The organism is Serratia sp. BW106 (assembly GCF_002607755.1).
GTDB lineage: Bacteria > Pseudomonadota > Gammaproteobacteria > Enterobacterales > Enterobacteriaceae > Serratia > Serratia proteamaculans.
The window spans coordinates 92,497-111,074 of sequence record NZ_MCGS01000005.1 but is presented as its reverse complement, the minus strand read 5'-3'; the positions used below and the strand labels follow the sequence as shown (position 1 = coordinate 111,074).

Genomic DNA, 18,578 nt, shown 5'->3' with positions numbered 1-18,578 from the left:
CACCCGGTGGCAACCGCCGGGTTATTACCTTTATCTACTGCTGCCAATTATGGGAAATTCTCGCCCAGGGAATGCTGTTGCCCGCAGTCAGCGTAACAGGCGGAGAAATATAATAATGAAATATCCATTACCTCACTCTATGACACTCGCCGCGCTCTTGCTGACCTGCAGCGGCGCGCAGGCGGAAACTTTGCAAAGCGCCAAGGACGTGGAAGCACCCACCGCCAAATGGCAAGGCGTCGCGCTCGGGTTTGAACCGCCGCAGCCAGGGCTGTTGGGCGATATGCTGGGGATCAGGCCGATCCTGGAAGATCATGGCTTTCACTATAATCTGGGTTATCTCAGCCAGATTTCCTATAACGCCGGCGGTGGTTATAACCACGATAAGCAGCTGTCCTATATCGATCAGTTCTCGCTGACCTTCAGCCAGGACTTGCAGGCGCTGACCGGTATCCCGGATGCGGCGCTTGAAGGCAATATCGTTAACCGTAACCATGATAACAACCTGACGCGCGATCGCTTGCAGGACCCGCGTGTTAATCCGACCGACCTGTCGCAGGAAAGCTATGGTGGCCAGTCGATTACCCGACTGGGCTGGCTGACCTTTAGCCGCAGCTTCCTTGATCGTCGGCTGCAATGGCGTATCGGCATGATGAACAAGGTGCAGGACTTCGACCAGATTATTCCCTGCGATTTCCAGACGCTGACGCTGTGCGGCGGCAAGTCTGCCAACTCATTGACCTGGTATAACTGGAACGTCCACTACTGGGGCACCACCCTGCAATATAAACTGACTGACGGGCTGACCTTCAAGACCGGCGTGATGGAGCAAAACCCGCAGGCACCAAGCCGCAGTCATGCCTGGAGTGGGTCGACCAAGGGCAGTAAAGGCATGCTGTTACCGATGGAGTTGGAACTGAAGACCAACGCGGTCAATCAGTTGCCGGGGGTTTACAATATTGGCGTGCTGTTTACCAATGCCGACCAGCAGGATTTGTATGAGGGGGTTTCCGGTGGCCCGGGGGCGAGCGATCCAAACGGCTACCGCAGCCACGATCGCACCTGGTTCCTGTATAGCGGTTTTAACCAACAGGTCACGCGCCACCCGGACGACGCCAATCGCGGTCTGAGCCTGTTCTACAGCCTGGGGCTGGCGGATCAGCGCTCCAACTATATGCATTACTCCACTTCGACCGGTATCCGCTATCGCGGGCTGTTTGACGCACGGCCAGACGACTGGCTGGGTCTGGGGGTGTCCATGGTTAAGCTGAGCAACCATTACCGGGATAACCAGCGCTACCTGAATCAAGTCAACAACGCTACCGGGTATAACGATCCCAACTATCATCCGGTGCCGGGGCATTCGGTGACGGCAGAACTCTATTACCGCTTCAACGTCACCCCGTGGCTGCAACTGCAGCCGGGCATACAATATTGGCACCATCCGGCGGGCGTCAACGAAACTCAGGACGCCTGGGTGACGGCGCTGAAAACGGTGGTGACTTTCTGACGACTACGCCGCATCGCTTTCCCGGTAACGCTGGCGTGCATGTTCGAACCAGCTTGCCGGGACGTTATGCGGCGGCAACTGCAGCCTTTCCAGGCCTTTTTCGACGATGTGATGCGCCTGTTGCCACAGCGTCGGGTCACCTTCGGTCAACACTTCCAGCAGCCGCTGCTTTTCGATCAGATAGGTTCGGGCGAAATGACTGTCATAGTCCAGCAGTGAGCGGGTGTTGTCGATCAGGTCCGCCAGCTTGATGGTCTTGGCCTGCGGTGATGCCTGGGCGCTGTGGTGTCGATCGCGATTTTTACGCTCGAAGCGGTTGCCGTCGCCACTGCCGCTGACGTTGGTCAGCATCGCCACCAGGGCTGCGACCTGTGGCCCAAAGTGGCTTTCGATATCACCAAGGGTGGTAGGCGTATCCTCTACCGTGTCGTGCAACCAGGCGGCGGCCAGCATTTCTTCGCTGTGCGGCACGCTGCTGACGATTTCCATCACCGCTTGCGGGTGAACAATGTAGGGATCATTGGTGTATTTGCGGCGCTGATCGATGGCCGCATGTGCCTTGGTGGCGTAGCGGCGCGCACGTTCTGTCAGTGTGTCTGTCATATCCTTTCCCTCCACACAGCACCTCGCTGCGGCATCCCCTGCTTTACACAAGGTAGCATAGTGACTAAAAAATAGTTTGCGATTACATCGTGCACTATCTATATTCAGAACATGAAAACCGAAAACACCGAACAACCCGAGACGAAAAACCTGCTGCTGCTCGACCAGCAACTGTGTTTTGCCCTGTACTCCGCCAACCTGGCGCTGAACAAGGTGTACCGTAAATTGCTGAGCCGGCTTGAACTCACCTATCCGCAATACCTGGTGATGCTGGTGCTGTGGGAACGGGATGAAATCAGGGTTACGGACATTGGCGAGCGGCTGTTTCTTGATTCCGCCACCCTGACACCGCTGCTGAAACGGCTGGAAATCGCCGGGCTGCTGGTGCGTTACCGTGCCACCACCGATGAGCGGCAGGTGATTATTGCGTTAACCGACGCCGGTCGCGCGCTGCGTGAAAAAGCCCAGTCGGTACCGGAAGCCGTCATGTGCGCTACCGATTGCAGCCTCGACGAAATCGTCAATATCAAGCAGCAACTGGAAAAGCTGCGCGGCAAGCTGATCAACCAGCTCTGACGGCCGGTGCCAGACGCAGGATCGGCCTTGATGGACTACACTGGAAGTAAGCGTCAAATATATAGTGTGCGATTTAATCGCGAAAGATATACCAATGACGGCGTTTTGCCTGCAAGAACCGCCGTCTAGCCTCCAACCAGAAAGAAGGAATGATGTATGTCGATTGAAAAAGTTGTTTACCGTGCTCATGCCACAGCAACCGGTGGCCGCGATGGCCGTGCGACCTCATCTGACGGTGTGTTGGATGTCAAACTGGGCGTGCCGAAAGAAATGGGCGGCGCGGGCGGTGAAGTCACCAACCCGGAACAGTTGTTTGCTGCCGGTTATTCGGCCTGCTTCCTCGGCGCACTGAAGTTTGTCGCGGCGAAAGAAAAGGTGAAGATCCCGGCCGAAGCCAAAATTGACGGCACCGTGGGTATTGGCGAAATCCCCAACGGCTTCGGTATCGAAGTGCAGTTGGATATCACCTTGCCGGGCATAGAGCGCAGTGTGGCAGAAGATCTGGTGAAAAAAGCCCACGTGGTCTGTCCTTATTCCAACGCCACCCGCGGCAATATTGATGTAACGCTTAACGTTAAGTAAGGTTTTCGCTAACGCCACGGAAAAAATGGAGGGTTCTCCCTCCATTTCTCATCCTGCCCCGCCCCTGCTTTTTGCACAAAAAATGACAAAAATGCTTATTTTTTGAGAATTCTCTTGATTATTACCCCCAAAATAGCGCTTATTGCCGATCGGCTGAACCTGCGGCCGCAATAAATGTCTGACTGACTTCAGAACTGTTAAAGCCCCCGGAGCCACCGCGTTACATGAACAAAGTTAAATCGCTATCACAGCAGAATTTATCGTTATTGTTAGCGATCTATATCGGCATCTTTTTGAACCTTTCCGTTTTCTATCGTCGCTTTGATTCATTTTCGCACGGCATTCAGGGGATTAAGGTTATTGCAGCGGTAACTGAGGTTGTCGCTATCGTTCTGTTCACCTTCTTTATTATGCGGCTGGTATCGCTCGGCGGCCGGCTGTTCTACCGCATCATTGCCTCGCTATTGGTGCTGATTTCCGTGGCTGCCAGCTATTACATGACGTTTTTCAACGTGGTGATCGGCTACGGCATCGTGGTGTCGGTGATGACCACTGATGTTGACCTGTCGAAAGAAGTGGTCGGCATGCACTTTGTGCTGTGGATGGTGGTGCTCAGCGCATTGCCGCTGCTGTGCATCTGGAAAAACAACCTGCGTTATACCCTGATCGAACAGCTGAAAACGCCCGGACACCGGATCAAACCCCTGGTGGTGCTGGTGGCGGTGGTTGCGTTGGTCTGGTTGCCGCTGCGTATGCTGGATAACGAGCAAAGCGCGCAGGAGAAAATCACCAATGTGGACTTGCCAAGCTACGGCGGCGTAGTGGCGCATTCCTATTTGCCATCCAACTGGCTGTCGGCGCTGGGGCTGTTTGCCTATACCCGTTACGACGAAAGTCAGGATCAGGCCAATTTGTTCGACCCGGCCAAGAACTTTACCTATGTGGCACCGGCCGATATTGATGACACCTACGTGGTGTTTATCATTGGTGAAACCACACGCTGGGATCACATGGGTATTCTCGGCTACGACCGTGACACCACGCCACGCTTGTCCAAAGAGAAGAACCTGGTGGCGTTCCGCGGCACGTCTTGTGATACCGCCACCAAACTCTCGCTGCGTTGTATGTTCGTGCGGGAAGGCGGCACGGCAGACAATCCGCAACGTACGCTGAAAGAGCAAAACGTGTTTGCGGTGATGAAAGATTTGGGCTTCACCTCCGAGCTGTTCGCCATGCAGAGTGAGGTCTGGTTCTATAACAACACCGAAGTGAACAACTATTCGTTCCGCGAAATGATCGCCTCCGAGAAACGCAACGACGGCAAACCGGTTGACGATATGCTGTTGGTGGATGAAATGAAGGAGTCGCTGGCCCGCTATCCCAAGGGCAAGCACCTGGTGATCCTGCACACCAAAGGCTCGCATTACCTTTACTCACAGCGTTATCCGCGCAGCTACGCACGCTATCAGCCGGAGTGTATCGGTGTTGATGATTTCTGCTCCAAGGATCAGTTGGTTAACGCCTTCGATAACTCGGTGCTGTATACCGACAGCTTTATTGCCAATGTGATTGACCAGGTGCGCGAGAAGAAGGCGATTGTGTTCTATTCTTCCGATCACGGTGAATCGATAGGCGAGAATTCACACCTGCATGGCACGCCGCGTGAAATGGCGCCAGTGGAGCAGTTCCGCGTGCCAATGATGGTATGGGCGTCCGACAAGTTCCTGGAAGACCCACAGCATCGCGGTGCGTTTGAGCAATTGCAGGCGCAACAGCGGGTTGGCAAAACCCACCGTCATGTTGAGTTGTTCGATACTATTCTCGGTTGCCTCGGCTATACCTCGCTGAACGGCGGCATCGAGGCCAAAAACAACTGGTGTAATATTCCGCAGGAAAAAGCGTCACCCAGCGAGCTGTAACCCTCCCATACCGGGCGCGCTGCGCCCGGTAAAATCCGTTAATACCTTCCCTTCATCAACTAATCCGGCTCAGGCTTGCGGTATACTTGCGCACTTTCCCCCTCGGACCGGAGATTTCCATGACCTTGCGCGTGGCGTTTATTGACGATCATGACATTGTGCGATCGGGCTTTGTGCAACTGCTGTCGCTGGAGCCGGATATTCAGGTGGTCGGCGAGTTCAGCAGCGCGGCTCAGGCACGCGCCGGCCTGCCCGGTCTGGAGGCGGAAATCTGCATCTGTGATATTTCGATGCCGGACGGCAGCGGGCTGGATTTACTGGCGGATATTCCCTCCGGTATTCGGGTGGTGATGCTGTCGATGCATGACAACCCGGCGCTGGTGGAGCTGGCACTGGAACGCGGTGCCTGCGGGTTTTTATCCAAACGCTGCAAGCCGGAAGATTTGATCACCGCGGTACGTACCGTCGCCAGCGGTGGCGTGTACCTGATGCCTGAAATCGCCCAGCAGTTGGCGCGGGTGAAGGTGGACCCCCTGACTCGTCGCGAACGCGAAATCGCGCTGTTGCTGGCGCAAGGGCAGGAGGTGCGGGAGATTGCCGCTGCGCTGGGACTGTCACCCAAAACGGTACACGTACATCGCGCCAATCTGTTTGCCAAGCTGGGTATCAATAACAACGTTGAACTGGCGAAGCGGATGCTGAACCTGTGATGCAACGCCTGATCACCCAACTGGCGCTGTTTTTTATCTATGCGACCAGCGCATTTTGCCTGTGGGGCATCGGCACCGCGCTGATCGACCCGCCGTGGCAGGCGCTGTTGCTGTTCCCGTTTGGCCTGCGTATGGGCATTCTGCTGCAAAGCCCTTATCGCTTCTGGCCGGGTATCCTGCTGGCCGATCTGCTGCTGATGGTGGTGCTGGCAGATCAGTTCGGTTACGGCCCGGCGCTGTGGGCTTCGGTGGTGGTGCTGGTGTTGACGGTATTGCTCAGCCTGGTGGCTTCCCCCTGGTTGCTGCGGCATCAGGAAAGCGACAGCGAATGGCAATGGCCCTTGATGCAGGGCGCGGTGGTGGCAGTGGCCGCGTTGCTGCAAGCGCTGGTGTGGCAACTGGTGAACGGTGAGGGGGCCCGCGCGCTGCTGCTCGGGCTGGCGGGCGGCTTTACCATTGCCCCGACCTGTCTGCTGCTGTGGCACTACCTGGCGCGGCAGATCTGGGTCCCGCTGGAACCGGGTCTGATCCATAAGCCGGTGACGCTGCGGTTGCGCCATCTGGCCAGTTATTTGCTGCTGTTTGCTCTCAGTATCTGGCTGCAACAGCAGGTTAATGCCGCCGAGCTGCGCCGCTTTGCACCCTTCTGTCTGGCCATCCCGATCGTCTTTATGTCTTATCGCTACGGCTGGCAGGGTGCGCTGCTGGCGACGTTGCTCAATGGCGTGGTGCTGGTGGCCAACGAACCGCCACAGCCCGAATCACACCGCGATTTGCTGTTGTCGTTGCTGGCCCAGAGCCTGACCGGCCTGCTGCTTGGCGCGGGTATTCAACGCCAGCGCGAACTGAACCAGCAACTGCGGCTGCGGTTGACGGAAAATCGCCAACTGGCGCGCGCGCTGGTCACGGCAGAAGAGCAGACCCGGCGGGAAGTGGCGCGGGAGCTGCACGACGAGGTCGGTCAAACCATCACCGTGATCCGTACCCAGGCCAGTATTATCAAGCGGTTGGCACCGCAGCCGCAGGTGATGGGCTGCGCAGAGGCGATAGATACGCTGGCGCTGCGAGTATATGACGGCGTGCACGATGTGCTGACCCAACTGTGGCCGGCCGCGCTGAATAATTTGCCACTTTCGGCGGCGGTGGCAGCGATGCTGCGTGAATCCTTGCCACAGGATGCGTCGCTGGTGAGCGTGATGCAGTGGCAGGTGCCGGATGAACTGCTGGATGAGACGCTGAAAATCACCCTGTATCGGGTGTGTCAGGAAGGGGTGACCAACGTTTGTCGTCACGCTGCTGCCAGCCGGATTGAGCTGGATGCGCGTCTTCGCCAGCGCAAAGGACGGTTGCCGCAAGTGCTGTTGACCATTCGCGATAACGGCGTGGGTATCGATCTGGCCCATCATGAGCCGGGTTATGGTCTGCGCGGCATGCAGGAACGCATCAGCGCACTGGGCGGCCGCCTGCGGCTGACGTCGGAGAATGGCACCTGTTTGAATGTGATCTTACCCACAGTTTCACCGGCGGAAGGGCCAAACTAGGAAATACTCCTAGCCGCGTCGGGAATCCGGCGTAAGTCATTTTCGCGCGCGCGCAGCATGATAGCGGCACTTTTCATATTCTCTGAGGTTTCACATGTGGTCTTTCCTTAAAAGCCGCGACGATGTGCCGCCGGTTACCGATCAAAAACAGATCGATGCCAGCTATAAATACTGGCGCATCCAGCTGATGTGGACGATGTACATCGGCTATGCCGCGTTTTACTTCACGCGCAAAAGCTTCAACTTCATTATGCCGGCGATGCTGAGCGATCTTGGCCTGACGATGTCCGACGTTGGCATCCTCGGCACGTTGTTCTACATCACTTACGGCTGCTCGAAGTTTATCTCAGGCATGATCAGCGATCGTTCCAACCCGCGCTATTTTATGGGGTTAGGCCTGATCATGACCGGCATACTCAATATCTTCTTCGGCCTCAGTTCTTCGCTGTTGATGCTGGGCACGCTGTGGATCCTCAACGCCTTCTTCCAGGGCTGGGGCTGGCCACCTTGTTCAAAAATCCTCACCAGCTGGTATTCGCGCTCCGAGCGCGGCGGTTGGTGGGCGATCTGGAACACCTCGCATAACTTTGGCGGTGCGCTGATCCCATTGCTGGTTGGCTTTATCTCGCTGCACTTCAGCTGGCGCTACGGTATGATTATTCCGGGCATTATCGGCGTGGTGATGGGCCTGTTGATGTGCTGGCGCCTGCGTGACAAGCCGTCCACCATGGGACTGCCTAGCGTGGGAAAATGGCGTAACGACGCCATGGAACTGGTGCAGGAATCGGAAGGTCAGGGGCTGACCAACCGCGAAATCATCAAGCGTTACGTGTTGACCAACAAGTATATCTGGCTGCTGGCGGTGTCCTATGTGCTGGTGTACATCGTGCGTACGGCCATCAATGACTGGGGCAACCTGTACCTGACCCAGGAGAAAGGCTATTCGCTGATGACCGCCAACTCGGCGATTTCCCTGTTCGAAGTGGGTGGTTTTATCGGCTCGCTGGTGGCCGGTTGGGGCTCTGACAAGCTGTTCCGCGGTAACCGTGGGCCAATGAACCTGATCTTCGCCATCGGTATCTTCCTGTCGGTTGCAGCGCTGTGGATCATGCCGGGCGTCACCTTCCTGCTGCAGGCCGCCTGCTTCTTTGCTATCGGCTTCTTTATCTTTGGTCCGCAGATGCTGATCGGCATGGCGGCGGCGGAATGTTCGCACAAGGATGCTGCCGGGGCGGCAACCGGCTTTGTCGGCCTGTTTGCTTACCTGGGTGCCGCGTTGTCCGGCTACCCAATTGCGCGGATTATGGAAATTTGGCACTGGAACGGTTTCTTTGTGGTGATTTCCATCGCCGCCTGTTTGTCTGCGCTGTTCCTGTTGCCGTTCTTACGCGCCCAATCTCCGGCGCTGAAAACGGCTAAGGCATAATGAAAAAGCGCGCTGCAGGCTGCTACAGCGCGCTTTATGCCGATTTTATCACCACTTGATGTGTCGGGACGAGAAAGTGATTGACGCGTATTATCGTCAGCAGTAACATGCGCCCGCATCGGCGAGTAGCGCAGCTTGGTAGCGCAACTGGTTTGGGACCAGTGGGTCGGAGGTTCGAATCCTCTCTCGCCGACCACATTCGAAAAACCTGCTTTTTTAAAGCAGGTTTTTTTTCGTCCGTAGTTTATAGGATGAGCACCTCCGAAGGAGGTTTGAGCCGAGCGCAGCGAGACAACGTTGCTTTAGCAACGGCCCGAAGGGCAGCATCGCAGATGCAGTAATCCTCTCTCGCCGACCACATTCGAAAAACCTGCTTTTTTAAAGCAGGTTTTTTTTCGCCCGTAGTTTATAGGATGAGAACCTCCGAAGGAGGTTTGAGCCGAGCGCAGCGAGACAACGTTGCTTTAGCAACGGCCCGCAGGGCAGCATCGCAGATGCAGTAATCCTCTCTCGCCGACCACATTCGAAAAACCTGCTTTTATAAAGCAGGTTTTTTTTCGTCTGCAATTCAGGCAGCCTTGCCGACCACGAAGTCAAAATGGATCTCGTCATAGGGGAAGATAATGCCCCTTTCGCTTTTATCAATAATGCCGCAACCCAGCAGAGCCTGCAGATCGGTATGCACCGCTTTCACATCCCGTTTGACACGACGCGCCACTTCTCTGATGGAAAGCTCCCCACAACCGGTCATGGTATGCAGGATTTGCATTTTCTTGGGCGACAGGGTTTTCCACAGACTCTCCCAATCTAAAAATGTGATGTAGTTTCCTTGTTGCCGTTTTTTGCCTTGCAGGGCTTCATCCATATTGCGTTGAACCTCCTCAAGAGAAGCAACGCGGATAGTGACTCTGTTCATTCTCCTTCCCCTCTTAGTTGCGCGACTTCATCGAAGAAGTTGCGTTTCAGCGCTATCGGGTGGGTAAAAATAATAGGTTGCTCTTTATTTCCCACATGTTTGTGATCGCCTTTGCCTGCTTCATTGTCATAACGTAAACGGCAAATGCCCTCTTTGACGTAGGCAAATCGATACTTATAGTTATGAGTGCTGCCGTTAACCGGGGGCTCAACATGCCAAATAACCAATTGTATAAATTCAATGTTTGTTAGTTGGATTTTGTCCTGATAGATCAGTTGAGAAGGCACTTCCGTCTCCTTCATGTTGTTTAAAATAACAGCACATTTAGAGTGTTGTCAATGGTGACAACACCTTGTGGCATGACAAATATTTATCCTTTCCCTGTATTTAATTCACTATCCTTATTCCCACTGCTGCGGATTATCCATTATTAAATTAATTCATTGTTGCTCAATAAAACCCGGTTGATGGCGCTATTGTTTTAATGATTATTTTATCTATAGTCTGAATACACGAGATGGGAATGATAGATTTCCATTACGTGGGAAAGATTAATGCTTATTTATTCATTTTAATCGGCCATGATTATTGCGGAATTGTTTTGCTCTGACAATCGGCGGCCGTCATTAAATATTTTATGTTTATCCTCTCGGAATAAAGGAATCAGTTATGCGCAAATTTAATAAACCGCTGTTGGCGTTGCTGATCGGCAGCACCCTGTGTTCTGCGGCGCAGGCCGCTGTACCGGGCAAGCCTACGCTGGCCTGGGGCAATACCAAGTTCGCCATTGTCGAAGTCGATCAGGCCGCGACGGCTTATAATAATCTGGTGAAGGTTAAAGATGCCGCCGACGTTTCTGTTTCATGGAATTTATGGAATGGCGATACCGGTACCACGGCAAAAGTATTATTAAATGGCAAAGAAGTCTGGAGCGGTGCCTCAACCGGCGCTTCGGGCACGGCAAACTTTAAGGTTAATAAAGGTGGTCGTTATCAAATGCAGGTGGCGTTATGTAATGCCGATGGTTGTACCGCCAGCGATGCCACCGAAATTGTAGTGGCAGATACCGATGGTAGCCATTTGGCACCGTTAAAAGAGCCGCTGCTGGAAAAAAATAAGCCTTATAAACAAGACTCCGGCAAAGTGGTCGGCTCTTATTTTGTTGAATGGGGCGTTTATGGACGTAATTTCACCGTCGATAAACTGCCGGCGCAGAACCTGACGCATCTGCTGTACGGTTTTATTCCGATCTGCGGCGGTGACGGCATCAACGACAGCCTGAAAGAGATCGAAGGCAGTTTCCAGGCACTGCAGCGCTCCTGTCAGGGCCGCGAAGACTTTAAGGTGTCGATCCACGATCCGTTTGCCGCGCTGCAGAAAGGGCAGAAGGGGGTTACCGCCTGGGACGACCCCTACAAAGGTAACTTCGGTCAGTTGATGGCGCTGAAGCAGGCGCGTCCGGACCTGAAAATCCTGCCGTCGATTGGTGGCTGGACGCTGTCTGACCCGTTCTTCTTTATGGGCGACAAAGTGAAGCGCGATCGTTTCGTCGGCTCGGTGAAAGAGTTCCTGCAAACCTGGAAGTTCTTTGATGGCGTGGATATCGACTGGGAATTCCCGGGCGGGCAGGGCGCTAACCCGAAACTGGGCAGTGCTCAGGATGGGGCAACCTATGTGCAACTGATGAAAGAGCTGCGGGCGATGCTGGACCAGCTTTCAGCACAAACCGGTCGCAAGTATGAACTGACCTCCGCAATCAGCGCCGGCAAGGATAAGATCGACAAGGTCGACTACAACACCGCGCAGAACTCGATGGATCATATTTTCCTGATGAGCTACGACTTCTATGGCGCGTTCGATCTGAAAAATCTGGGTCACCAGACCGCGCTGAAAGCGCCTTCCTGGAAACCGGATACGGCGTATACCACGGTGAATGGCGTTAACGCGCTGCTGACGCAGGGGGTGAAGCCGGGCAAAATCGTGGTGGGTACCGCCATGTACGGCCGCGGCTGGACTGGGGTGAACGGCTACCAGAACAACATTCCGTTCACCGGCACCGCGACCGGCCCGGTCAAAGGCACCTGGGAAAATGGCATCGTGGATTACCGCCAAATCGCCAATGAGTTTATGAGCGGTGAATGGCAGTACAGCTATGACGCCACCGCCGAAGCGCCTTATGTGTTCAAGCCTTCGACTGGTGACCTGATTACCTTCGACGATGCACGCTCGGTGCAGGCGAAGGGCAAGTATGTGCTGGATAAGCAGTTGGGCGGGTTGTTCTCCTGGGAGATTGACGCCGATAACGGGGATATTCTGAACAATATGAATACCAGTTTAGGCAACAGCGCCGGCACGCAATAAATCGGTTGTAGCACGTTGCCGGGGGATATCCTTTCGCCCCCGGCTTTTTGACAGACGAAAGTTTTTTTACGGCGAATAGATTGTGGTGCCACTCAACTAAAAAAAACGCCAACACCTCACCCTTTCGGGTAAGAGGGGCAGCATTTCATCCTGTATTTTACCTAGATCACAAAAATAACCGTTCAGATATTCATCATTCAGCAACAAACTTTTTTTGTTTTTTATCGGAGTTAAACACCAGTAACTTTCTGCAACACAGCCTATCGAGCTAAAAATGACCGCATAGCATAAGTTTTCATGCTGCAACTGTTAAAGAAAGGTTTTTTTTATGTTTGTTTGCTGTTTCTCACAGTCTGTGTAAATCCCCACTGGTTATATTGACGACACCCCAAACAGTTGGCAATTTGGTAGCCTCAGGGGTAAGAGCGAGAGTTGTTTGAGTGAATCCCATACGCTCAGACGTCCCCACCGGGAGGCGTTCCATCCGGCTCTCTTGCGACTATCCCCCCAGCCTTCGGGCACGACTGCACAGGCCGCGCAATAAAAAATACAGGCTCTGGCGGTAATACACACATCACATCACATAATGGAGCACAAACGATGACAAGTTCCTTGGGAAAAACGGGGATTCTGAAATTCGGTATTGGGCTGATTGCGCTGACCGTTGCGGCCAGCGTGCAAGCCAAGACTCTGGTTTACTGTTCTGAAGGTTCCCCGGAAGGGTTCAACCCACAGTTGTTCACCTCGGGTACCACCTACGACGCCAGCTCGGTCCCTATTTACAACCGTCTGGTCGAATTCAAAATCGGCACCACCGAGCTTCAGCCGGGCCTGGCTGAAAAGTGGGATGTTAGCGAAGACGGCAAAATCTACACCTTCCACCTGCGTAAAGGCGTGAAGTGGCAGAGCAGCAAAGACTTCAAACCGACCCGTGATTTCAACGCCGACGACGTGGTGTTCTCCTTCGAACGCCAGCTGGACGCCAATAATGCCTATCACAAAGTCTCCGGCGGCAGCTATGAGTACTTTGAAGGCATGGACATGCCGAAGCTGATTGCCAAAATCGAAAAAGTGGACGACTACACCGTACGCTTTGTGCTGACCCGTCCGGAAGCTCCATTTGTGGCTGACCTGGGCATGGACTTCGCTTCTATTCTGTCTGCCGAATATGCCGACGTGATGATGAAAGCCGGCACCCCGGAAAAAGTTGACCTGAATCCTATCGGTACCGGTCCGTTCCAACTGCTGCAATACCAGAAAGACTCCAAAATTCTCTACAAGGCATTTGACGGTTTCTGGGGCACCAAGCCGAAGATTGACCGTTTAGTGTTCTCTATCACGCCAGACGCTTCAGTGCGTTACGCCAAACTGCAGAAAAACGAATGCCAGGTAATGCCGTACCCGAACCCGGCCGACATCGCGCGCATGAAGCAGGACAAAACCATCAACCTGATGGAACAACCGGGGCTGAACGTTGGCTACCTGTCGTTCAACGTTGAGAAAAAACCGCTGGATAACCTGAAGGTGCGTCAGGCGTTGACCATGGCGGTCAACAAGCAGGCGATCATCGACGCGGTGTATCAGGGTGCAGGCCAGGCGGCCAAGAACCTGATCCCGCCGACCATGTGGGGCTATAACGACGCGGTGAAAGACTACACCTACGATCCGGTCAAGGCCAAAGAACTGCTGAAAGAAGCGGGCATGGCGGACGGTTTCTCCATCGACCTGTGGGCGATGCCGGTACAACGTCCGTATAACCCGAACGCACGCCGTATGGCGGAAATGATCCAGTCTGACTGGGCGAAAATCGGCGTGAAAGCCAAAATCGTAACCTATGAGTGGGGCGAATACCTCAAGCGCGCCAAAGCGGGCGAGCACCAGACGGTGATGATGGGCTGGACCGGCGACAATGGGGATCCGGACAACTTCTTCGCCACGCTGTTTAGCTGCGCCGCAGCCAAAGACGGTTCCAACTACTCTCGCTGGTGCTACAAGCCGTTTGAAGACCTTATTCAACCGGCGCGCGCCGAATCGAACCACGACAAACGCGTAGAACTGTACAAACAGGCTCAGGTAGTGATGCACGATCAGGCTCCGGCGCTGATTGTTGCCCACTCCACCGTTTATGAGCCTGTGCGTAAAGAAGTGAAGGGCTACGTCGTGGATCCGCTTGGTAAGCATCACTTTGAGAATGTCTCTCTGGATTAATTCCACTACCGGTTAAGTCAGCGCCCTCTCTCCCCAAAGGAGGGGGGGCGTTGTTGCCCGTAGGCAGAGAAACACCAGAAGTGTGTGAGCTTTAATAAGCCTGGCGGACGATGAGCTGCCGGGCATTGATACAGAGAGTTCGGGATATGTTGCAGTTCATACTCCGACGTTTGGGGTTAGTTATCCCAACGTTTATCGGCATTACTTTGCTGACTTTTGCATTCGTCCATATGATCCCCGGTGACCCGGTGACCATCATGGCCGGGGAACGCGGGATCTCCGCAGAACGCCATGCACACCTGATGGCGGAAATGGGGCTGGATAAACCGCTCTATCAACAGTATTTCACCTACGTATCCAACGTGTTGCATGGCGATCTGGGTACCTCCCTTAAAAGCCGTATCTCCGTGTGGGAAGAGTTTGTTCCCCGCTTCAAGGCCACTTTGGAACTGGGCCTCTGCGCGATGATTTTCGCCGTGCTGGTGGGCATTCCGGTTGGGGTGCTGGCGGCGGTCAGGCGAGGCTCAGTCTTCGATCATACCGCGGTCGGCATTTCACTGACCGGCTATTCGATGCCGATTTTCTGGTGGGGCATGATGCTGATCATGCTGGTCTCGGTGCAGCTCAATCTGACGCCAGTCTCGGGGCGGGTCAGCGATACGGTGTTCCTTGACGATAGTCTGCCGTTGACCGGCTTTATGCTGATCGACACCCTGATCTGGGGCGAGCCGGGCGACTTCGTTGACGCGGTGATGCATATGATCCTGCCGGCCATCGTGCTGGGTACCATCCCGCTGGCGGTGATCGTGCGTATGACGCGCTCCTCGATGCTGGAGGTGTTGGGCGAAGATTACATCCGTACTGCGCGCGCCAAGGGCGTGAGCCGCATGCGGGTGATTGTGGTGCATGCGTTGCGTAACGCTTTGCTGCCGGTCGTCACGGTGATCGGCCTGCAGGTCGGCACTATGCTGGCCGGTGCGATCCTGACTGAAACCATCTTCTCCTGGCCGGGCCTGGGGCGCTGGCTGATGGACGCGCTGCAACGTCGTGACTATCCGGTTGTTCAGGGCGGCGTGTTGCTGGTCGCCTGTATGATTATTCTGGTTAACCTGCTGGTAGACGTGCTCTACGGCGTGGTCAACCCGCGTATTCGCCACAAGAAATAAGGGGCGCTCTAATGTCTCAAGTCACTGAGTCTGTTGTTAAAGGTGCGCCGAAGCCAATGAGCCCATTGCAGGAGTTCTGGCACTATTTCAAGCGCAATAAAGGGGCCGTTGTTGGCCTGGTATATATCGTTCTGATGTTTGTGATTGCCATCGGGGCCGGGGTGCTGGCACCGCATGCACCGGCGGATCAGTTCCGCGACGCGCTGCTCAGGCCACCGGTCTGGCAGGAAGGCGGCAGTTGGCAATATCTGCTGGGTACCGATGACGTTGGCCGCGATGTCCTGTCGCGCCTGATGTACGGTGCGCGACTGTCGCTGTTGGTGGGCTGTCTGGTGGTGGTGCTGTCGCTGATCATGGGCGTGGTACTGGGCCTGCTGGCCGGCTACTTCGGCGGTGTGGTGGATGCGATCATCATGCGTATCGTCGACATCATGCTGGCGTTGCCAAGCCTGTTGCTGGCATTGGTATTGGTGGCGATTTTCGGTCCGTCGATCGTCAATGCTTCCCTGGCGCTAACCTTCGTTGCCTTGCCGCACTATGTGCGTCTGACCCGTGCCGCAGTCCTGGTGGAAGTGAACCGCGACTACGTCACCGCTTCACGCGTGGCGGGTGCCGGTGCGATGCGCCAAATGTTTATCAATATCCTGCCAAACTGCCTGGCACCGCTGATCGTCCAGGCTTCTCTTGGCTTCTCGAACGCTATCCTGGATATGGCCGCTCTCGGCTTCCTGGGTATGGGTGCACAGCCGCCTACGCCGGAGTGGGGCACCATGCTCTCCGACGTGTTGCAGTTCGCACAAAGCGCCTGGTGGGTAGTGACCTTCCCCGGTGTGGCGATCCTGCTGACGGTGCTGGCATTTAACCTGATGGGGGACGGCTTGCGTGATGCTCTCGACCCCAAACTCAAGCAGTAACAGAGGACGAGAGAGATGGCGTTATTAAATGTAGACAAGCTTTCGGTGCACTTCGGTGACGAAGGCACCCCTTTCCGCGCGGTAGACCGTATCAGTTACAGCGTGGAGCAGGGCCAGGTAGTGGGTATCGTCGGTGAATCCGGCTCCGGCAAGTCTGTCAGCTCGTTGGCGATCATGGGGCTGATCGACTTCCCCGGTAAGGTGATGGCCGACAAGCTGGAGTTTAACGGCCAGGATCTGCGCAAAATTTCCGAAAAAGAGCGCCGCCAACTGGTGGGCTCGGAAGTGGCGATGATTTTCCAGGATCCGATGACCAGCCTGAACCCGTGTTACACCGTCGGTTTCCAGATTATGGAAGCGTTGAAGGTGCATCAGGGCGGCAACCGTCGTACCCGTCGTCAGCGGGCTATCGATCTGCTGACGCAGGTAGGTATCCCCGATCCGGCCTCGCGGCTGGACGTATATCCGCACCAGCTGTCCGGTGGTATGAGCCAACGCGTGATGATCGCCATGGCGATTGCCTGTCGGCCAAAGCTGTTGATTGCCGATGAGCCGACCACCGCACTCGACGTAACCATCCAGGCGCAAATTATCGAACTGCTGCTGGAGTTGCAGCAGCGGGAAAATATGGCGCTGCTGCTGATCACCCACGATCTGGCGCTGGTGTCCGAGGCGGCGCATCACATCATCGTGATGTATGCCGGTCAGGTGGTGGAATCCGGCAAGGCATCGGAAATCTTCCGTGCGCCACGTCACCCTTATACTCAGGCGTTACTGCGTGCGCTGCCCGAATTCGCTGCCGACAAGGCACGCCTGGCTTCGCTGCCGGGCGTGGTACCGGGCAAATATGACCGCCCAAGCGGTTGTTTGCTCAACCCGCGTTGTCCGTATGCCAATGAGCGCTGCCGTACTGAAGAGCCGGAATTACGCACTATTCCCGGCCGTCAGGTTAAATGTCACACACCGCTGGATGATGCGGGGAGGCCGACCGTATGAGCCAGAACCAACCCTTATTGCAGGCGATTGACCTGAAGAAACACTACCCGGTCAAGAAGGGCATCTTTGCCCCGGAACGGCTGGTTAAAGCACTGGATGGCGTCTCTTTCACCCTTGAGCGTGGCAAAACGCTGGCGGTGGTGGGCGAGTCCGGCTGCGGCAAGTCGACGCTGGGCCGCCTGCTGACAATGATTGAAGTGCCGACCGGCGGTGAGTTGTACTACCAGGGACAAGATTTGCTGAAGCCGGACGTCACCGCTGAGAAGCTGCGGCGTCAGAAGATCCAGATTGTGTTCCAGAATCCTTACGGATCGCTCAACCCACGTAAAAAGGTCGGGCAGATCCTCGAGGAGCCGTTGCAGATCAATACCGGGTTGAACAGTGCACAGCGTCGTGAGAAAGCGTTGGAAATGATGGCCAAAGTCGGCCTGAAAACCGAACATTACGATCGCTATCCGCATATGTTTTCCGGCGGTCAACGCCAGCGTATCGCTATCGCCCGTGGCCTGATGCTCAACCCGGACGTGGTGATTGCCGATGAACCGGTCTCCGCCCTCGATGTCTCGGTGCGGGCGCAGGTACTGAATCTGATGATGGATCTGCAGCAGGATCTGGGGCTGTCCTATGTGTTCATCTCGCACGATTTGTCGGTGGTGGAGCATATCGCCGACGAAGTGATGGTGATGTACCTCGGCCGCTGCGTGGAGAAGGGCAGTAAAGACGCGATTTTCAACAATCCGCGTCATCCGTATACCCAGGCGCTGTTGTCCGCGACGCCGCGTCTGAATCCGGATATGCGCCGTGAACGTATCAAGCTGACCGGCGAACTGCCGAGCCCGATGAACCCGCCGCCAGGCTGTGCATTCAATGCCCGCTGCCGTCGTGCTTTTGGGCCATGCACCCAGTTGCAGCCTCAGTTGAAGCAATACGGCGACCAGATGGTGGCCTGCTTTGCGGTCGATCAGGATGAAAATCCTGCGGCATAACTTTGTTATCAATGACTATTAATATCAATGCCGGCATCTACGCCGGCATTTTTTTTGATTTAACCCAAGGGATTATTAATTAGATTATTTAGTCAAAAGCCAATCTGTATTAATGGCGCTTATTTCTCTCAACGAAATCCTGACGAAATAGCCGTTCATTAGGA

General features: G+C 55.0%; 16 protein-coding genes, 1 tRNA gene and 2 other RNA genes. 16 read left to right on the top strand and 3 right to left on the bottom strand.

From position 1 onward, the window contains the following. Positions 1 to 115 precede the first annotated feature (115 nt). Complete coding sequence (locus BEI65_RS03965; RefSeq protein WP_099062219.1) at positions 116 to 1,510, top strand: carbohydrate porin; 1,395 nt, start codon at positions 116 to 118, stop codon at positions 1,508 to 1,510. Between the two features lie 3 nt (positions 1,511 to 1,513). Here BEI65_RS03965 and BEI65_RS03960 read toward each other — a convergent pair whose 3' ends face one another. Further along, positions 1,514 to 2,113 carry an HD domain-containing protein gene (locus BEI65_RS03960; protein ID WP_099062218.1) on the bottom strand — a complete coding sequence of 200 codons (600 nt, stop codon included), beginning with the start codon at positions 2,111 to 2,113 and terminating at the stop codon, positions 1,514 to 1,516. 111 nt (positions 2,114 to 2,224) lie between these two features. Between BEI65_RS03960 and BEI65_RS03955 the strand changes: the two genes are divergently transcribed. From BEI65_RS03955 to BEI65_RS03915, 9 genes are all read left to right on the top strand, one after another. Next, positions 2,225 to 2,689 (top strand): MarR family winged helix-turn-helix transcriptional regulator, encoded by a 465-nt coding sequence (locus tag BEI65_RS03955; RefSeq protein WP_099062217.1) that lies wholly within the window; start codon positions 2,225 to 2,227, stop codon positions 2,687 to 2,689. 156 nt (positions 2,690 to 2,845) lie between these two features. Beyond that, positions 2,846 to 3,271, top strand: a complete 426-nt coding sequence (locus tag BEI65_RS03950; protein ID WP_004950797.1) for an organic hydroperoxide resistance protein — start codon at positions 2,846 to 2,848, stop codon at positions 3,269 to 3,271. 224 nt (positions 3,272 to 3,495) lie between these two features. Beyond that, on the top strand, positions 3,496 to 5,190 hold the full coding sequence (gene eptB, locus BEI65_RS03945) for a kdo(2)-lipid A phosphoethanolamine 7''-transferase (RefSeq protein ID WP_099062216.1): 1,695 nt from the start codon (positions 3,496 to 3,498) through the stop codon (positions 5,188 to 5,190). Positions 5,191 to 5,309: 119 nt separating this feature from the next. Beyond that, positions 5,310 to 5,900, top strand: a complete 591-nt coding sequence (uhpA, locus tag BEI65_RS03940) for a transcriptional regulator UhpA (RefSeq protein WP_017891232.1) — start codon at positions 5,310 to 5,312, stop codon at positions 5,898 to 5,900. After that, on the top strand, positions 5,900 to 7,441 hold the full coding sequence (gene uhpB, locus BEI65_RS03935; protein WP_099062215.1) for a signal transduction histidine-protein kinase/phosphatase UhpB: 1,542 nt from the start codon (positions 5,900 to 5,902) through the stop codon (positions 7,439 to 7,441). The genes uhpA and uhpB overlap by 1 nt, the downstream gene beginning before the upstream one ends. Before the next feature lie 94 nt (positions 7,442 to 7,535). Then, positions 7,536 to 8,867, top strand: a complete 1,332-nt coding sequence (locus BEI65_RS03930) for an MFS transporter (protein ID WP_099062214.1) — start codon at positions 7,536 to 7,538, stop codon at positions 8,865 to 8,867. A 119-nt stretch (positions 8,868 to 8,986) separates the two neighbouring features. Further along, positions 8,987 to 9,063: transfer RNA gene (locus tag BEI65_RS03925), tRNA-Pro, on the top strand. A 34-nt stretch (positions 9,064 to 9,097) separates the two neighbouring features. After that, positions 9,098 to 9,225: non-coding RNA, RtT sRNA (locus tag BEI65_RS03920), on the top strand. Positions 9,226 to 9,259: 34 nt separating this feature from the next. Next, a non-coding RNA gene (locus BEI65_RS03915) (RtT sRNA) lies at positions 9,260 to 9,387 on the top strand. Positions 9,388 to 9,435: 48 nt separating this feature from the next. On the opposite strand, the gene BEI65_RS03910 is transcribed toward BEI65_RS03915, so the two are convergent. Together BEI65_RS03910 and BEI65_RS03905 are read right to left on the bottom strand one after the other, a co-directional pair. After that, a complete protein-coding gene (locus BEI65_RS03910) occupies positions 9,436 to 9,783 on the bottom strand; it encodes a glycosyl transferase family 1 (protein ID WP_085115742.1) in 348 nt (115 codons plus the stop codon). Continuing rightward, entirely contained in the window at positions 9,780 to 10,070 is a 291-nt protein-coding gene (locus BEI65_RS03905; protein WP_099062213.1) for a DUF6516 family protein, read from the bottom strand. Before BEI65_RS03905 ends, BEI65_RS03910 begins: the two co-directional genes overlap by 4 nt. Before the next feature lie 382 nt (positions 10,071 to 10,452). Between BEI65_RS03905 and BEI65_RS03900 the strand changes: the two genes are divergently transcribed. The 6 genes from BEI65_RS03900 to dppF all read left to right on the top strand — a co-directional run bounded on the left by BEI65_RS03900 (position 10,453) and on the right by dppF (position 18,414). Continuing rightward, on the top strand, positions 10,453 to 12,144 hold the full coding sequence (locus tag BEI65_RS03900) for a glycosyl hydrolase family 18 protein (RefSeq protein ID WP_099062212.1): 1,692 nt from the start codon (positions 10,453 to 10,455) through the stop codon (positions 12,142 to 12,144). 600 nt (positions 12,145 to 12,744) lie between these two features. Further along, the gene (gene dppA / locus BEI65_RS03895) at positions 12,745 to 14,352 is read left to right on the top strand and encodes a dipeptide ABC transporter periplasmic-binding protein DppA (protein WP_099062211.1); all 1,608 of its coding nucleotides are present in this window, start codon (positions 12,745 to 12,747) and stop codon (positions 14,350 to 14,352) included. 146 nt (positions 14,353 to 14,498) lie between these two features. After that, positions 14,499 to 15,518: a dipeptide ABC transporter permease DppB gene (dppB, locus tag BEI65_RS03890; protein ID WP_099062210.1), complete on the top strand. Its 1,020-nt coding sequence runs from the start codon at positions 14,499 to 14,501 to the stop codon at positions 15,516 to 15,518. 11 nt (positions 15,519 to 15,529) lie between these two features. Next, entirely contained in the window at positions 15,530 to 16,432 is a 903-nt protein-coding gene (gene dppC, locus BEI65_RS03885; RefSeq protein ID WP_099062209.1) for a dipeptide ABC transporter permease DppC, read from the top strand. A gap of 15 nt (positions 16,433 to 16,447) precedes the next feature. Continuing rightward, entirely contained in the window at positions 16,448 to 17,428 is a 981-nt protein-coding gene (gene dppD, locus BEI65_RS03880; RefSeq protein WP_099062208.1) for a dipeptide ABC transporter ATP-binding protein, read from the top strand. After that, positions 17,425 to 18,414 (top strand): dipeptide ABC transporter ATP-binding subunit DppF, encoded by a 990-nt coding sequence (gene dppF / locus BEI65_RS03875; protein ID WP_099062207.1) that lies wholly within the window; start codon positions 17,425 to 17,427, stop codon positions 18,412 to 18,414. Before dppD ends, dppF begins: the two co-directional genes overlap by 4 nt. Positions 18,415 to 18,578: the final 164 nt, after the last annotated feature.

Bases quoted from the DNA above. Each gene is read 5' to 3' on its own strand.
- BEI65_RS03965 (WP_099062219.1), top strand. From the start codon at position 116: ATGAAATATCCATTACCTCACTCTATGACACTCGCCGCGCTCTTGCTG.
- BEI65_RS03960 (WP_099062218.1), bottom strand. From the start codon at position 2,113: ATGACAGACACACTGACAGAACGTGCGCGCCGCTACGCCACCAAGGCA.
- BEI65_RS03955 (WP_099062217.1), top strand. From the start codon at position 2,225: ATGAAAACCGAAAACACCGAACAACCCGAGACGAAAAACCTGCTGCTG.
- BEI65_RS03950 (WP_004950797.1), top strand. From the start codon at position 2,846: ATGTCGATTGAAAAAGTTGTTTACCGTGCTCATGCCACAGCAACCGGT.
- eptB (WP_099062216.1), top strand. From the start codon at position 3,496: ATGAACAAAGTTAAATCGCTATCACAGCAGAATTTATCGTTATTGTTA.
- uhpA (WP_017891232.1), top strand. From the start codon at position 5,310: ATGACCTTGCGCGTGGCGTTTATTGACGATCATGACATTGTGCGATCG.
- uhpB (WP_099062215.1), top strand. From the start codon at position 5,900: ATGCAACGCCTGATCACCCAACTGGCGCTGTTTTTTATCTATGCGACC.
- BEI65_RS03930 (WP_099062214.1), top strand. From the start codon at position 7,536: ATGTGGTCTTTCCTTAAAAGCCGCGACGATGTGCCGCCGGTTACCGAT.
- BEI65_RS03910 (WP_085115742.1), bottom strand. From the start codon at position 9,783: ATGAACAGAGTCACTATCCGCGTTGCTTCTCTTGAGGAGGTTCAACGC.
- BEI65_RS03900 (WP_099062212.1), top strand. From the start codon at position 10,453: ATGCGCAAATTTAATAAACCGCTGTTGGCGTTGCTGATCGGCAGCACC.
- dppA (WP_099062211.1), top strand. From the start codon at position 12,745: ATGACAAGTTCCTTGGGAAAAACGGGGATTCTGAAATTCGGTATTGGG.
- dppB (WP_099062210.1), top strand. From the start codon at position 14,499: ATGTTGCAGTTCATACTCCGACGTTTGGGGTTAGTTATCCCAACGTTT.
- dppC (WP_099062209.1), top strand. From the start codon at position 15,530: ATGTCTCAAGTCACTGAGTCTGTTGTTAAAGGTGCGCCGAAGCCAATG.
- dppD (WP_099062208.1), top strand. From the start codon at position 16,448: ATGGCGTTATTAAATGTAGACAAGCTTTCGGTGCACTTCGGTGACGAA.
- dppF (WP_099062207.1), top strand. From the start codon at position 17,425: ATGAGCCAGAACCAACCCTTATTGCAGGCGATTGACCTGAAGAAACAC.